Raw genomic sequence first — 15,989 nt, forward strand, 5'->3', positions numbered from 1 at the left:
GTATTTCCTCTCTACCTAGATGGCACGACTATTTTGAATAACAAACCAATCATCAGAAAAATCGTCAACCGCCTTTTGGATAGATGGCATGGCGAAAGCTGATTCAAAAACATCTGCTCCTGCTGTAACAGCATGCGCACCTGTAGCTAAAGCATTATTTACTTGTGCTACATTTTTAAAGGATGCAGCTAAAATCTTACTAGGAGAGTTCTGTCTATCAATAGCAAGAGCTAATTGACGAATGACAGAATTTGAATCGATGTTCAGATTCTCCATTCTGTTATAATATGGAGCTAGGTAATCCGCTCCTGCTTCAATAGCTAATAATCCCTGAATAACTGTATAAATAGCTGTTGCAGTGATATGGTAGCCCTCTTTTTTTAGCACCTTTATTGCACGTAATCCAGCCGGAGTAACAGGTACTTTGATAAATATATCATCTCCTGCTTGTCTCCGAATTTCATGAGCATCCTTTAAGATGCCTTCAAAATCTTGAGAAATCACCTGAACATGAATAGAGGGTGTAGAGCCAATCAATTCTCTTACATCTTTGATTCGTTCAAAAAAATTAATCGAACCCTCTCTTTTTGCAATAGTGGGATTTGAAGTTACCCCAGCTAGCGGTAAAATTTCAGACCACTTTTTAATCTCATCTAAATTTAATGTGTCAAGCATAAATTCCATAAAAAGAACCTCTTTATTTTACAAAGTATGCTCAGTACGTCCTATAATATCATCTTGGGTTGCCTTAGAAAGAACATTGAAGAATGCAGAGTATCCCGCAACACGAACAATTAAGTCTCTGTGTTTTTCAGGATGTTTCTGAGCGTCAATCAACGTCTCTCTGGAAACAACATTGTATTGAATATGGTACCCATGTAAACGATTAAAGAATGTTCGTAACAAAGCAATTAGTTTTAATTTATCTTCTTCTTTGGCTAAGGTTTGAGGATTTACTTTCTGATTTAAGAGAACCCCACCTACGATTTCATCTGTTGGTAATTTTGAAACAGATTTTAAAACAGATGTAGGACCGTGTTGATCCATATTATGTGATGGTGAACAACCCTCTGCTAGCGGTGTCCCTGCATTGCGACCATCGGGAGTTGCTAATGTTCCACGTCCTTGTCCTACGTTGGCTGAGATAGAAGAGGTTCCTGAATAACGAATTCCTCCAATAGGACCTCTTCCATAACGTGTATTAGGATATTTAGCAATTTCATCAACATAAATGTCATAAGCAGCAGTAACCAATTTGTCAGCATAATCATTATCGTTACCGTACTTAGGAGCGTCATTAATCAACATTTCTTGAATGGCTTTACCTTCTTCTCCGGCATAATCTGTTTCCAATGCATGCCAAAGTTGACTTGGGCTTATACGTTCTTCCTCAAATACTAACTTTTTAATTGCAGCTAATGAATCCGACAAATTTGCAATTCCAACTTGCAAACCTGATATATAATCATATACTGCTCCACCTTCTTTAAGGTGTTTTCCACGACCAATACAATCATCAGTCAATGCTGAACATAGAATATCAGGAACTTCTCGCTCCAATGATAAATCAATAGAATTTTCAACAATAACACTCATTCGTGTCAAATATCTTAGTGTTTTATCCCAAGCATTTTCTAATTCAGAAAAGTTCTTCATATCCTTAAAATGCCCAAAGCTTGGTGCAAACCGTTTCCCCGAAGCTGGATCAATTCCATCATTCATCGTGATAAGTAGAACTTTAGGGAAGTTCATGTAACTCATACCCGTGCAACGATAGCCCCATTTCCCTGGAACTGCCGTTTCAACACATCCAATGGCACTATAATCATAAGCATCATCTTCCAATACTCCTTTTGCAATAAAAGAAGGAATAATAATCTCATCATTATTGAATGCAGGCATACCAAAACCAAGTTTCATCACTTCAATACACTCATTCATGAAACGAGCATCTAAACCTGCATGGTAACGTACAGTTAGATTAGGTTGCGGTAGATGGGTTTGTGCAACTGATTTTAATACCAAATAAGACAATGGGTTAACAGCATCCTTCTTATCTCGAGTCTGTCCACCAATCGTAACATTTTGATATAAAGGACTTCCTGCTGAAGAAAATGTATGTGCTTGACTGCGAACCTTATTAATTGTAATTGTTTTAATCCAAAGATTTGTTAGACGTTCAACAATGCTATCTTCTGTTTCTTTACCACTTTCTAAATCAGACTTCACATATGGATACATATATTGATCAAAGCGACCATATGAAAGAGAGTGACCATTAGATTCAATTTGTAAAATACATTGAATAAACCAGACTGATTGAATAGCTTCTGCAAAAGTAGTTGCCGGTTCATATGGGACTCTAGAACAAATATCTGCAATCTCAAGTAATTCTTTCTTACGTTTAGGATTTGCATTTTCGGCTAAACTTTTAGCAAGATTAACAAAGCGATTTGCATATACTTTAATAGCATCGATTACGATAAATATAGAGTCGTAAAAATGATATTTATCAATACTTGCTGGATCTGTTAAATCTAGAGCTGCTTTCGCTTTACGAGCTCGCTCTTCAAAACCTCTTAAACCAAATTGCAACAGTTTCTGATAGTTAACTGCTAAGTGAGCATCTCCAGAATTCATCTTACCTTCCATACCGAAGAATCCTGTTTCCATATAAATAGACACTTCTTCAGGTAACAAGGCACCAGCTCTAGCACGTAAATTATTATTTTCCCAAAACGGAGCAATACTTCTAAGTTGTTCTTTTGTTTCTTCTGTAATATAGAAAACGTCTCCATCACGCTTTTCAAAAAGCTCCAACTCATTAAGAACAAATTCTAGCGTATATTCTGGAAAAATAGGAGCATCTTTATTGGAAGAAGCTTGATTTCCCGCAATCATAGATTCTTCTTCAATATAGATAGTCATGTTTTCCAAAATTTCTTTCAGCATATAGGCGCGTTTTAGGACATTAGGTTGTTCCTTATATCGATCATAAGCGCGTGTTGCTAGAACTGCTCTCTCAGCATCAATATAAGGTTTTTTATTTAAGACATCTTCTCGATATTTGTTCATCCTTTCAGTAAGGCTGCCAAAATATTCTGTCTTGATTGTTGTTCTTGCTACTTCTGTATTTACCATCGTAAGCACCTTTCTTTCGAAAATATTTTTGTTTCTTTCGAAAATATAATACCTAATTTTTTAGAGAATTTCAAGCTTTTAACTAGAAAAACTTTAACTCCCTAATCTTTAGCACAAATGTGTGTTTAATGATAATACACAAATGTTTTTTACATTTATCAAACTTCATTCTGATAAGCTAAACGATCCTGTACTTTAAAGAATGGGAAATAAACCAATGTAGACATCGCTAATATCACCAGCTGAGTAATAACTCCTTGCCATCCACCAACCATAAATCCTGATATAATAGCTGGGGTACTCCAAGGTAATGTAACTCCTGAAAATGGTTGCATGAAACCTGTTGCAATAGCTCCATATACTATAACAGCTGCAAGTACAGGAACAAGAATGAAAGGTACAAACATAACTGGATTCATAACAATTGGAAATCCAAATACAACTGGCTCATTTACGTTAAATATTGCTGGAAAAGCTGCTACTTTCCCTAACGCTTGGTACTGTTTCGATTTTGCTGCAAAAAGCATCGCAACTACAAGACCAAACGTAATCCCTGAACCAGATAGAATTAAAAATGAATCTAAAAACTGTTGAGTAACAATATGTGCTCCATTTTCTAATGATAGATTACCAGAGGCTAACATAGCTTTATTAGCATCAAGATTAGATAAAAGCAGAGCTGTCACTACTCCATTTACTACCGATTGCCCATGAACACCAAACCACCACAAAAATGATATAAAGAATGCAATTCCAATAGCACCATACAAAGATCCAGTTAAACCTTGCAACGGAACTTGAATAGCAGAATAAATCATTTCTATGAATGTTCCGCCATTAGTCAGTGACTTCGCTAAAATATATACAATCATAGAAAATAAGAAAATTACAAATGCTGGAATCATTGCTTCAAACTGTTTCGCAATAGCTTGTGGAACTTGTTCTGGCATCTTAATAACAATTTTTCTCTTTATAAAGAAGGTATAAATACTTCCTACTACCAAACCTATAATGATAGCACCGATAATTCCTTGACCTCCAAACCAAACCTTACTAATAGCGTCCCCAATCGCCTCACCTTGTTTAGGGATATAAGATGATCTTAGCAAAATAAAGAATGCAGATACAGATAGAACCCCAGCTGGCAAAGCCTCTACTCCGCTATTCTTAGCATAAGAATAGGCAATTGAAAAACAAGAAATTAGACCCATAATAGCAAAAGTTCCTGAATATACTTGCATAAACGGCTCTGTCCAATTAGCTCCAAAAACACTAGCAATGCTCTTATTTAATCCTTCAAACGGCAATTGTCCCATAATCAAGAATAAACTACCAACTACTGTCAATGGCAAAATTGCTAACATACCATCTTTTAGAGCTATAATACCACGCATATTCACAAACTTCATCATAGGTGCAATGATTTTTTGAACATCCATCTTTGCCATAATAAATCTCCTTTTCTTACCCACTAATCAAAGATAGGGCCAAATCTAATACTTTTTTCCCATCTAACATACCATAGTCCATCATCGGAATAACAGCTATCGGAACATCACACTTATCACAAATTTCTTTTGATTTATCTAATGTATAAGCAACTTGAGGCCCCAACAGTGCAACATCTAGATTTGGGGCATAATCCGCTAATTTAGACTGAGAAAACGCCTCTATTTCTGCCTCAACTCCACTAGATTGCGCTGCAATTTTCATATTATTTACAAGCATACCAGTAGAAAAGCCTGCTGCACAAAACAAACCAATCTTCACCATTATATTTTCCTCCTCTATGTTAATACTCTAGTATTATTTTTTATGAAGTTCTTTTCTCAAACTAATAATTTCTTTGATTAAATTAATCTCCGTCATACTAGTCATGAGATGATCTTGTGAATGAACAAAGAGAGCTGTAATTTCTGTCTTTGTACCAGACGCTTCCTGTGCCAAGAATTTTGTTTGTAGATTATGGGCTTCTAATAAGGCTGCATCAGCTAACTGGATTTCTTCTTCACATCGTTCACATGTACCGTTTTTTATGTAATCTAATGCTTTATAAATATGTTGTTTCGCATCGCCAGCATATAAAATTAAACCCATGATAATTTGATCTGGAACAATAATTTCCATAAATTCCTCCTCATTTCACTATGTAAAAAGCTTTTTTCATTTGAAATTTTAAAATTTTCTTTTGTAACTATAGAATACAACTACATAATAAAGTTGTCAATCTAAAAACAACAGATAAACTATTTTTATTTATTTAAGCACAAATGTGCAAATGATTAAAAATAAAAACGATAAACTGAATCAGTCTATCATTTTCACTCACATAAAATATTTCGAAAAGAAAAATCACCATCTTCTTCCAAAACTTTTAAAATTGTATTTTTATCTGTAATCAAATGATTTACTAAATTAGCACGCAAAACAGAAAGAATCGAAGATACTTTCGTATCACCGTAAGCAACAGCTAAACTTTGAGGAATATTTTTTAAATCTTCCAAAGAGATTGCTATCGTTCTTTCCTGTAAGTTTTCATAGACTTCTTTACCTTTTGAATCAAAAAATCGACAACAAATTTCTCCTACAGTTTTAACTTTGGTCAATTCTTTAAAGTCATCCTCTGTAAGCATGTCTAACCATTGATGTTTTCCTTTATTGCTAAAATCACCAATTCCGACTACAGCTATATCTAAATCTTTCCAACTATTTTTCAAATCTTCAAAATATCTTGATTGCAAAATACCATCTGCTAACAATTTATTTTCTTGCACAATCGTTGCATTCATAAATGTACACTCTCCATGAAATTTTCTAGACATTTCATAAATCAGTGTATTCACATGGTATTTAGCGTGTATGTGACTAGGACCACCTGCTAGAGGATAGAAGTGAACATTTCGGACACTTTTGCTGTGGATTAAATCTACTAAATTACTTAAACTTTTCCCCCAAGAAAAGCCAATTTTCATATTATCATCAATTAGATTCCTAAGGACGCCTGCTGCAACTTGAGAAATTCTTTCAGATAAAATTGTTGGAGTATCATCAAATTCATTTGGAATAATTTCTAAACTTTCCAGACCATACTTTTCTTTTACATAATTTTCCAACTTAAACATATTGGTATCAAAATTCTCTATTTCAATTTTAACAATTCCTGCATTCCTTGCTTCTGTTAACATTCTACTAATAGAGGTTCTATAAATTCCTAATTTTGCTGCTATTTGTGACTGATTTAAGTTTTCAATATAATACAGATAAGCAATTTTAGAGAGCAGTTTATTCCTATCTTGATTCATACACTTAACCTCTTACGAAACTACCTTAACCATTATCCCAGCATTTTCTAATGTAGCTATATTTTGTTTAGAAAGTTTTTCGTCTGTTATTACTTCATAGACTTGACTTAAAGCAAATCTTCTTACTGTACCCCTTTTATCAAATTTACTTGAGTCAGTTAGCACAATGACTTTATCCGACGCTGCCGAAATATATTGAACTACCTCACTGCGCATTAAATCTTTTCCTGTAAAGCCCATCTCTTTATCGTAGCCATCTGTCCCAACAAAAGCTTGACGCACATGAAAAGTCTGTATCATTTCTTTTAATAAAGGTCCTACGGTAACCTGTGAATCTTTCTGAAACTCTCCACCAAGAACAATAACACGACATGAATCATAACCTCTTACAAAATTTGCTATAAAAAATGAATTTGTTACAATAGTGACATTTCTTTTTTGCTTGCAAATTTCCTCAGCAAGTAAAGCACAGGTTGAACCAGATTCTATCATTATTGTTTCATTATCTGATACCAATTTTACTGCTTCTTGAACAATTTTTCTCTTAATTTCATAATTAATTGACAAGCGTACATTTAAGTCATCTCCACTATTTAACACAGCATATCCATGCTCTCTGTGTAATAAGCCTTTTGACTCTAATTTATCTAAATCTTTTCTAATCGTTACTTTCGATACATTTAATTTTTCCGATAATGTATTAACATCAATCTTTTCATATTCTGATACTAATTTAATAATTTGTTCCAATCTTTTCATTTTACACCTCCGTTTTATTCTACCAAAATAAAAAGCAAAAAACAACAAATTAAACTTTCGTTCGTAATTGTTTTTCTTTCGTTTTTGTGATAGGATAGAATTATAAAGAGGAGGAACTCTTATGGAAATATCTAAAGGAATTATTTTTAATATTCAACACTTTTCAATTCATGACGGTCCGGGTATTCGTACAACTGTTTTTTTAAAAGGATGTCCTCTGCGCTGTCCATGGTGTTCTAATCCTGAATCTCAAAGAATGAAACCTGAAAAAATGAAAGATGCTCAACGAGAGAAATTCACTTTAGTAGGTGAAGAAAAAACTGTAGAAGAAATTATTACAGAGGTATTAAAAGATAAAGAATTTTACGAAGAATCCGGTGGAGGTTTAACTTTATCAGGGGGTGAAATATTTGCTCAGTTTGAATTTGCTAAAGCCATCTTAAAGTCAGCTAAAGAGCATCACATACACACTGCCATTGAAACTACTGCCTTTGTTGATCATGAAAAATTTGTTGATTTAATCCAATATGTGGATTTTATCTACACAGACCTAAAACATTATAATTCTATAAAACATAAAAAAGTGACTGGGGTTTTTAATCAAATGATTATAAAAAACATTCATTATGCTTTTTCTCAACATAAAACTATCGTTTTAAGAATCCCGGTTATTCCTGATTTTAACAATAGTTTAGAGGATGCAGAAGAATTCGCTACTCTATTTAACTCATTAAATATCGACCAAGTTCAACTACTCCCTTTTCATCAATTTGGTGAAAACAAATATCGTTTATTAAATCGGAAATATGAAATGGATGGAGTCAACGCACTTCATCCTGAAGATCTTATTGATTATCAAAAGGTATTTCTGAACCATCATATTAATTGTTATTTCTAGTTTATCTCCCTGAAATGCTCTAGCTATTTGCAGATAACAAGCATCTATAATACATACTTAACTTTTCAAAAGGTTTAGCTAAAAAATTTTAGCCAAACCTTTTCTATTTTACCTTGCTCTAGAATTTTTAAACTGCTATACTTATAACAGAAAACCCTTCCAAGGAGGTAGCGGATGTCTCATTCCTTTAAAAAATCTCTCCAAAAAGAAATTCTCCATAGAAGCTCTATCGCAGCCTTTGTGACCTCACTTTTACTACTCATTTTACTTTTTGGTTTTTCCTATTTTTTACAAAAGCAACAACTCTCTAAAGACACGAGACAGATTGTCAAACAAGTTCAAGAGATGAAAAAAGCAAATAGTGAACTCCTAACCACTATGAACTATAAAATGATTCCTGGATTTTTGGATGGCAAACACACAGAGCGAGAAGTCTTTAGCTTATTTTACGAGACAAAGGCTAAATTAAAACTTAGTTCTGATCTCATTATCCTAAGTGATACAGGTGAATTACTATTTAGTACCAATCGAAATCATCAAGAAAGTATTTTATCACCCTATTATCTAAAACTGCTCATTCAAAATCCTTCTCAAGATAAAGTTACAGAAAAAATTGCACTCTCTTCAGACAAGCAACACTACACACTATTTATCAAACCACTACTTCAAAACCAACGAGTTAAGGCCTATACTATTGCTTTCGTAAATGAGAATGATTTCATCTCAAGTTTCCCAATGATAAATTCTAAATACATCATTACCGATAACTTTGGAAATATGTTTTCCAACAACACAAATCAATTTACTCGTTCCACTCTTGAAAAATTTGATGAAAAGCTCCTACACTCTCGCACCCACTGGTATGCGAATGAACCGCTTATTGTTCAAAAAGAAAAAGTCGGTGCTATTTTTTCAATCTATACTTTTCAATCCTTCTTTCCCATTCCTAGCTTACTCGGGCTAGCATCCATTCTCACCTTATGTATATTCTTCCTCTACTTCTGGCAAGCAAGACGAATTGCTCATAAGATTGCTACACACAACGCTGTTCCCATTGAAAGTTTAGTTTACCAACTTCAAGAAATTCCCAAACAAGCAGATAAAAGGCTTTCTCTACAAACAGGTGATGAGTTTGAGTTTATGGCCGAAAAAATCAACAATATGTTGTACGAATTAGATCAACTTCATCAAAAAATGTTGACCATCGAAAAAGAAAAGTGGATTTTTGAAAGAAAAATGCTGGAAGCTCAGTTCAATCCTCATTTTCTCTACAATACACTTGAGACAATTAAAATTACTTCTTTAATGGATGCCGCTCTCACACAAGACCTGATTCAAAACCTCACGCGCATTCTTCGCTACAGTATCACCGATTTAGAAAAAGAAACAACCATTTGTCAGGATTTAAAGATTATAGAGGATTACCTGATTATTCATAAGATTCGTTTCGAGCACTTTTCCTATGATATTGTTTGCCCAGAAACTGTCGATAATCAGCCTATCCCTAAACTTTTCTTGCTTCCTCTAGTAGAAAATGCTATAAAATATGGGATGCAATACCGTATTGATCTTCATATTGATATCCAAATTACCTTGAAAGCAGATTCTCTGACTTTTTTAGTCAAGGATAATGCTAGAGGACTCACAAAACAAGAGCGAATCGCTATTTTAAACTCTTTAGATAGCCCTCATACCCAGCATGGCATCGTGAACAGCTACAAACGATTGAGCAATTTCTTTTCTGATGTCCAGCTAGATCTAGGAGTCAATCGCCAAGGAGAAACTTGGGTCAAATTTATAACGAAAGGACTAACTCATGTTTAAGCTCATTATCGTAGAAGACGAACACCTCATCCGAAAATGGCTAGAGATTGCCGTAGACTACTCTGCCTTGGGTATCCAAGTCGTAGGAACTGCCAGTCACGGTCAAGAGGGAATGAGACTCATCCAAGAAAAAGAACCTCATATTGTCTTAACAGACATCACAATGCCAATTATGGATGCTTTTATGATGTTCGAAGCCACTCGTACCCTTCCCTATGAAAAAGTTATCTTATCAGGTTATAACGATTTTCAAAATGCCAAAAAAGCCATGCAATATGGAGCAGTTGATTTCTTATCCAAGCCAATTGATACCAAGGAATTGACAGAATGTCTTCAAAACATTGTTTTGCGATTACAAGGTAGCACCTATCAAGAAACTCCTTTTTTAGAAGAATATCAAACTTTACTCACCTCTATCCAACAGGTTGATACACAAAACCAAATCATTCAACAAATTATTTCCTTTGTCCACAAGCATTATGCAGAGCATTTTACGATTGCGACTATTGCTGAAGCTTTAAGCTATAGCGAAAGCTATCTATATAAGGTTATCAAAGAAGACTTCCCCACGACTCTAAATGAATATATCTTACGCTACCGCCTCAAGCAAGCTATAGATAAAATGGCTGAGTCCCCTAATTCTCCCTTAAGCGATATCTCTGAACAAGTTGGATTTTCAGACTATAAATATTTTGCCAAAGTTTTTAAAAAATATCTCCATATTTCTCCAAAAGAATTAAAACTCATGGATAAAAATCATTGATGTAAAAGGATTGCTCAAATCAGGCAATCCTTTTATTTTATACTTTTACCCAATGAAAATCAAAGTGCTAACTACTCAAATCATAGCTTTGAGATTGCAGATAAAGCGACGTGTTTTGAAGAGTATTACCATCAAAATCTCAGCTAAAATCCACCAATCCTTGCTCTAGGAACCCGTTTCCTATTTTTCGTTTTAGATTTCTTTAAGGTTTTTATTATATCCTGTAGAACTCTACAATTTAAATACATTAACAATCTAGGTAGAGAAAATGTTCGTAAAAAAGGAGATACTTATGAAAAAAATACTATTCTTTCTCTCTTGTGGCTGGATATTCCTTTCTTTATCAGGATGTTCTTCACCTATAGAAGCGGAAACTAGCTCTGAAAAAGATTCAGATAACACTTTGGTTGTCTACTCGCCTAACCCTGAAGACCTTATCGAAGAAACAGTCCCAGCCTTCGAAGAAAAATATGGTATTAAGGTTGACTTAGTACAAGCCAGCACTGGTGAATTGTTCAAAAAAGCTGAGGCCGAAAAAGAATCCCCTGTAGCTGATGTCATTTTCGGAGGCTCCTACGCCCTCTTCTCTTCTAACGAAAAACTTTTTGAACCTTATATTTCCCAAGAAAACGATCAGATAATCCCTGAATATCAAAATAAAACAGGATTCTACACACCTTATACACTTGATGTCAGTGTTATCATTGCCAATTCATCCCTTACAAAAGATATAAAAATTGAAGGCTACAATGATCTACTCAATCCTAAATTAAAAGGAAAAATCGCTACTGCTGATCCAAGTAACGCATCTAGCGCCTTTGCTCAATTGACAAACATGCTTGTCGATCAAGGTGGATACGAAAATGAACAGGCTTGGAACTATGTGAAAAATCTATTTACCCTAGTAGATGGAAAGATTGCATCTAGCTCTTCAAATGTTTACAAAGCCGTCGCAGATGGAGAAATGGCTGTAGGGCTCACCTATGAAGACCCTGCCTTAAAACTCTTAAACGACGGAGTTGATGTAAAAGTCATTTATCCAAAAGAAGGAACCGTCTTTTTACCTGGTAACGCAGCTATCGTCAAAAACGCCAAACACATGGACAATGCTAAGAAATTTATCGATTTCCTCCTTTCTCAAGAAATCCAAGATAAGCTAGGAACTGAAACTACAATCAGACCTATTCGTAAAAATGCTAAAACCAATAAAAATATGAAAGCTATGACAGAAATCAATATTGCCACTGAAGATTCCGATTATGTCATTAAAAATAAATCTACTATTCTTAAAAAGTACAATGATATTTTTACAGATATCCAATCTAAAAAATAACATTTGACTGTCCAATGATTAACTGTCAAACCCTACTATAAAATCAAAAAGATTACTTCCGTTTTTGTAGAGAATTTTACTCTAATAGAATAGAATTATCGGTTTTAAAAACGCTTACATTGTTTTAAAATAAACTTAAATAACACAACGGAGGTATCCATCATGAAAAAGAAATGGATGTATTATGCTGCTTGCGGACTAGCTCTTTTTGGTCTTGCTGCTTGTTCTTCTAATGAATCTGCCGATGGCGGTTCATCTGATAAAGGAGACGGCGGTTCGCTAGTCGTTTATTCACCAAACTCAGAGGGCTTAATCGGAGCAACTATTCCTGCCTTTGAAGAAAAATATGGTATCAAAGTAGAACTGATTCAAGCTGGTACTGGAGAACTTTTCAAAAAACTAGAGTCAGAAAAAGAAGCTCCTGTAGCTGATGTCATCTTTGGTGGTTCTTATACACAATATGCTACCCACGGAGAACTCTTTGAAAACTATACTTCAAAAGAAAATGATAATGTTATCAAAGAATATCAAAACACAACTGGCTACTCTACACCTTATACACTAGATGGTAGTGTTTTAATCGTCAATCCTGATTTAACGAAAGGCATGAACATCGAAGGATATAGCGACCTTCTCAAACCTGAACTAAAAGGAAAAATCGCAACTGCTGACCCAGCAAACTCTTCTAGCGCCTTTGCTCAATTAACAAATATGCTACAAGCTCAAGGTGGTTACAAAGACGATAAAGCTTGGTCTTATGTAAAAGATCTCTTCACACTTATTGATGGTAAAATCGGTTCAAGCTCATCTGGTGTCTATAAAGCAGTCGCTGACGGAGAAATGGCTGTTGGTCTCTCTTATGAAGATCCAGCAGTTAAACTCTTAAATGACGGGGCTAATATCAAGGTAGTCTATCCAAAAGAAGGAACCGTCTTCCTACCTGCTAGTGCTGCTATCGTTAAAAAAGCGAAAAATATGGAAAATGCCAAGAAATTTATCGATTTCATTATCTCTCAAGAAGTACAAGATACACTTGGTACAACCACTACTAACCGTCCTGTTCGTAAAAATGCTAAAACAAGCGAAAATATGAAACCAATTGACAAAATCAAAACACTCACTGAAGATTATGATTATGTCATCAAGAATAAATCAGATATCGTTAAGAAATACAACGAAGTCTTTACAGATATCCAATCTAAACAGTAAAAGAGGTTCACTATGAGTGAGATCAAAATTATTAACGCAAAAAAAATCTATCACGATGTCCCTGTTATTGAGAATTTGAACATTACAATTCCAAAAGGAAGTCTCTTTACCCTTCTTGGACCTTCAGGTTGTGGGAAAACGACTCTTCTTCGTATGATTGCAGGTTTCAACAGTATCGAAGGCGGAGAATTTTACTTCGATGATACAAAAATCAATAATATGGAACCCAGCAAACGCAATATCGGCATGGTTTTCCAAAACTACGCTATTTTCCCACATTTGACTGTCCGAGACAATGTTGCTTTTGGTCTTAAGCAAAAGAAAGTCCCTAAAGAAGAATTGGTACAACAGACCAATAAATATCTTGAACTCATGCAAATTGCTCAATATGCGGATCGAAAACCTGATAAACTCAGTGGTGGACAACAACAACGTGTCGCCTTGGCACGTGCCTTAGCGGTTAATCCAAGTGTTCTCCTCATGGACGAGCCGCTCAGTAACCTAGATGCCAAACTTCGCTTGGATATGCGTCAAGCCATTCGAGAAATCCAACACGAAGTGGGAATTACAACTGTTTATGTGACCCACGACCAAGAAGAAGCTATGGCTATTTCAGACCAAATTGCTGTTATGAAAGATGGGGTGATTCAACAAATCGGTCGGCCAAAAGAACTCTATCATAAACCAGCTAATGAGTTTGTAGCAACCTTTATCGGACGCACAAATATTATCCCTGCCACTCTTGAAAAACGGAGCGACGGCGCTTATATCGTCTTTTCAGATGGCTATGCCCTTCGAATGCCAGCCCTTGATCAGGCTGAAGCACAAGCTATTCATGTAAGCATCCGTCCTGAAGAGTTTATCAAAGATGAATCTGGAGATATTGAAGGAACTATTAGCGATAGCGTCTATCTTGGACTGAATACTGAATACTTCATCGAAACAGGATTTGCCTCAAAAATTCAAGTTAGCGAAGAATCAACTTTTGAAGAAGATCTACAAAAAGGCGATCGTATTCGTCTACGAATCAATACCCAAAAATTAAACGTCTTTTCTGCAGATGGTTCGCAAAACCTGATAAAAGGAGTCAACCATGGAACGTAAAAAACTAAATATTTGGACAGCCTCCTCTTTCTTCATCTTTCTTACCTATCTTGTCTTTCTGGTTTATCCTATCGTTACCGTGCTCAAGCAAGCACTCATACATGAGGGACAATTTTCACTAGCTAATTTTGTCACTTTCTTTAGTAAAGCCTACTACTCTGAGACACTTGTCAACAGTTTCAAGGTTTCCATTACCGCTACTGTCACTTCCTTAGTGGTAGGAACCTTATTAGCTTATCTCTTCTCTATGTATGACTTCAAGGGGAAGAAATTTCTACAAATATTAATTATCATTGCTTCCATGTCAGCTCCTTTTGTGGGAGCCTACTCCTGGATTCTATTGCTGGGACGAAATGGGGTCATCACTAAATTCTTGACAAATGCCCTTCATCTTCCAGCTATCGATATTTATGGATTCAAAGGAATTGTACTTGTATTTACACTTCAACTATTCCCGCTCGTATTTCTATACGTTGCTGGGACAATGAAGAGTATTGACAATTCTCTACTTGAAGCAGCTGAAAGTATGGGGTCCTTCGGATTTAAGCGTATCGTAACGGTTGTTTTACCTCTCCTAGTTCCAACCTTACTAGCTGCTGCCTTACTTGTATTTATGAGAGCATTCTCAGACTTTGGAACACCTATGTTAATTGGTGAAGGATATCGGACTTTCCCCGTTCTAATTTATACCCAATTTATTAGCGAGGTTGGAGGAAATTCTGCTTTTGCATCTGCTTTAGCAATTATGGCGATTATCATTGCCTTGGCAATTTTCCTTATCCAAAAATACATTTCAAATCGCTACAGTTTCAGCATGAATTCGCTCCATCCAATTGAACCTAAAAAAACTACAAAAGGAAAAATGGCTGTCATTTATGCAACAGTCTACGGAATTATCTTGTTCTCTGTTCTACCTCAAGTCTACTTGATTTATACTTCTTTCCTAAAAACATCTGGTATGGTATTTGTCAAAGGCTATTCTCTAAACAGTTACAAGGTAGCTTTCAATCGTATGGGATCTGCTATTTTCAATACCATTCGTATCCCTTTGATTGCCTTAGTTCTAGTTGTTCTATTTGCAACATTTATCTCCTACCTAGCCGTTAGAAAACGGAATTTGTTCACAAACTTAATTGACAGCCTCAGTATGGTACCTTATATTGTACCAGGAACCGTTCTAGGGATTGCCTTCATTTCTTCCTTCAATACCGGTCTATTTGGAAGTGGATTTCTTATGATTACTGGGACAGCTTTCATCCTGATTATGTCCCTATCTGTCAGAAGATTGCCTTATACTATTCGCTCATCTGTTGCTAGCTTGCAACAAATAGCACCAAGTATTGAAGAAGCCGCTGAAAGCTTAGGAAGTAGCCGTCTCAATACCTTTGCCAAGATTACAACTCCAATGATGCTATCTGGTATTATTTCTGGAGCCATCTTATCTTGGGTCACAATGATTTCAGAACTCTCTACTTCTATCCTCCTCTACAATGTCAAAACAAGAACAATGACTGTAGCCATTTATACAGAAGTTCTCAGAGGAAATTACGGTGTAGCCGCAGCCTTGTCAACTATCTTGACTGTTCTAACAGTAGGTTCCTTGCTCTTGTTTATGAAAATCTCTAAAAGCAATAGCATTACACTTTAGTTTTTCCC

General features: G+C 35.4%; 14 protein-coding genes. 7 read left to right on the plus strand and 7 right to left on the minus strand.

Features of this window, described 5'->3' with window-relative positions; all coding sequences use genetic code 11:
• Nucleotides 1–15 precede the first annotated feature (15 nt).
• From HT697_RS08220 to HT697_RS08250, 7 genes are all read right to left on the minus strand, one after another.
• Nucleotides 16–684 carry a fructose-6-phosphate aldolase gene (locus HT697_RS08220; protein WP_173262895.1) on the minus strand — a complete coding sequence of 223 codons (669 nt, stop codon included), beginning with the start codon at nucleotides 682–684 and terminating at the stop codon, nucleotides 16–18.
• An 18-nt stretch (nucleotides 685–702) separates the two neighbouring features.
• A complete protein-coding gene (locus HT697_RS08225; RefSeq protein ID WP_173262898.1) occupies nucleotides 703–3,141 on the minus strand; it encodes a glycyl radical protein in 2,439 nt (812 codons plus the stop codon).
• A gap of 158 nt (nucleotides 3,142–3,299) precedes the next feature.
• On the minus strand, nucleotides 3,300–4,589 hold the full coding sequence (locus tag HT697_RS08230) for a PTS sugar transporter subunit IIC (RefSeq protein ID WP_050240210.1): 1,290 nt from the start codon (nucleotides 4,587–4,589) through the stop codon (nucleotides 3,300–3,302).
• 16 nt (nucleotides 4,590–4,605) lie between these two features.
• A complete protein-coding gene (locus HT697_RS08235; protein WP_000238723.1) occupies nucleotides 4,606–4,914 on the minus strand; it encodes a PTS sugar transporter subunit IIB in 309 nt (102 codons plus the stop codon).
• Between the two features lie 33 nt (nucleotides 4,915–4,947).
• Complete coding sequence (locus HT697_RS08240; protein WP_000402908.1) at nucleotides 4,948–5,268, minus strand: PTS lactose/cellobiose transporter subunit IIA; 321 nt, start codon at nucleotides 5,266–5,268, stop codon at nucleotides 4,948–4,950.
• Nucleotides 5,269–5,462: 194 nt separating this feature from the next.
• A complete protein-coding gene (locus HT697_RS08245) occupies nucleotides 5,463–6,443 on the minus strand; it encodes a sugar-binding transcriptional regulator (protein ID WP_173262901.1) in 981 nt (326 codons plus the stop codon).
• Between the two features lie 12 nt (nucleotides 6,444–6,455).
• Nucleotides 6,456–7,202, minus strand: coding sequence for a DeoR/GlpR family DNA-binding transcription regulator (locus HT697_RS08250; protein ID WP_000824973.1), 747 nt, complete (start codon nucleotides 7,200–7,202; stop codon nucleotides 6,456–6,458).
• 121 nt (nucleotides 7,203–7,323) lie between these two features.
• Between HT697_RS08250 and HT697_RS08255 the strand changes: the two genes are divergently transcribed.
• The 7 genes from HT697_RS08255 to HT697_RS08285 all read left to right on the plus strand — a co-directional run bounded on the left by HT697_RS08255 (nucleotide 7,324) and on the right by HT697_RS08285 (nucleotide 15,981).
• A complete protein-coding gene (locus HT697_RS08255; RefSeq protein WP_000406173.1) occupies nucleotides 7,324–8,100 on the plus strand; it encodes a glycyl-radical enzyme activating protein in 777 nt (258 codons plus the stop codon).
• A gap of 174 nt (nucleotides 8,101–8,274) precedes the next feature.
• On the plus strand, nucleotides 8,275–9,924 hold the full coding sequence (locus HT697_RS08260) for a histidine kinase (RefSeq protein ID WP_173262904.1): 1,650 nt from the start codon (nucleotides 8,275–8,277) through the stop codon (nucleotides 9,922–9,924).
• The gene (locus tag HT697_RS08265) at nucleotides 9,917–10,687 is read left to right on the plus strand and encodes a response regulator (protein ID WP_173262908.1); all 771 of its coding nucleotides are present in this window, start codon (nucleotides 9,917–9,919) and stop codon (nucleotides 10,685–10,687) included. The genes HT697_RS08260 and HT697_RS08265 overlap by 8 nt, the downstream gene beginning before the upstream one ends.
• 292 nt (nucleotides 10,688–10,979) lie before the next feature.
• Nucleotides 10,980–12,020 carry an ABC transporter substrate-binding protein gene (locus HT697_RS08270; protein ID WP_173262911.1) on the plus strand — a complete coding sequence of 347 codons (1,041 nt, stop codon included), beginning with the start codon at nucleotides 10,980–10,982 and terminating at the stop codon, nucleotides 12,018–12,020.
• Between the two features lie 162 nt (nucleotides 12,021–12,182).
• The gene (locus tag HT697_RS08275) at nucleotides 12,183–13,229 is read left to right on the plus strand and encodes an ABC transporter substrate-binding protein (protein WP_000731166.1); all 1,047 of its coding nucleotides are present in this window, start codon (nucleotides 12,183–12,185) and stop codon (nucleotides 13,227–13,229) included.
• A gap of 12 nt (nucleotides 13,230–13,241) precedes the next feature.
• On the plus strand, nucleotides 13,242–14,333 hold the full coding sequence (locus HT697_RS08280; RefSeq protein WP_049521551.1) for an ABC transporter ATP-binding protein: 1,092 nt from the start codon (nucleotides 13,242–13,244) through the stop codon (nucleotides 14,331–14,333).
• Nucleotides 14,323–15,981: an iron ABC transporter permease gene (locus HT697_RS08285; RefSeq protein WP_173262914.1), complete on the plus strand. Its 1,659-nt coding sequence runs from the start codon at nucleotides 14,323–14,325 to the stop codon at nucleotides 15,979–15,981. Before HT697_RS08280 ends, HT697_RS08285 begins: the two co-directional genes overlap by 11 nt.
• Nucleotides 15,982–15,989 lie beyond the last annotated feature (8 nt).

This window comes from Streptococcus sp. 1621 (genome assembly GCF_013276615.1).
GTDB lineage: Bacteria > Bacillota > Bacilli > Lactobacillales > Streptococcaceae > Streptococcus.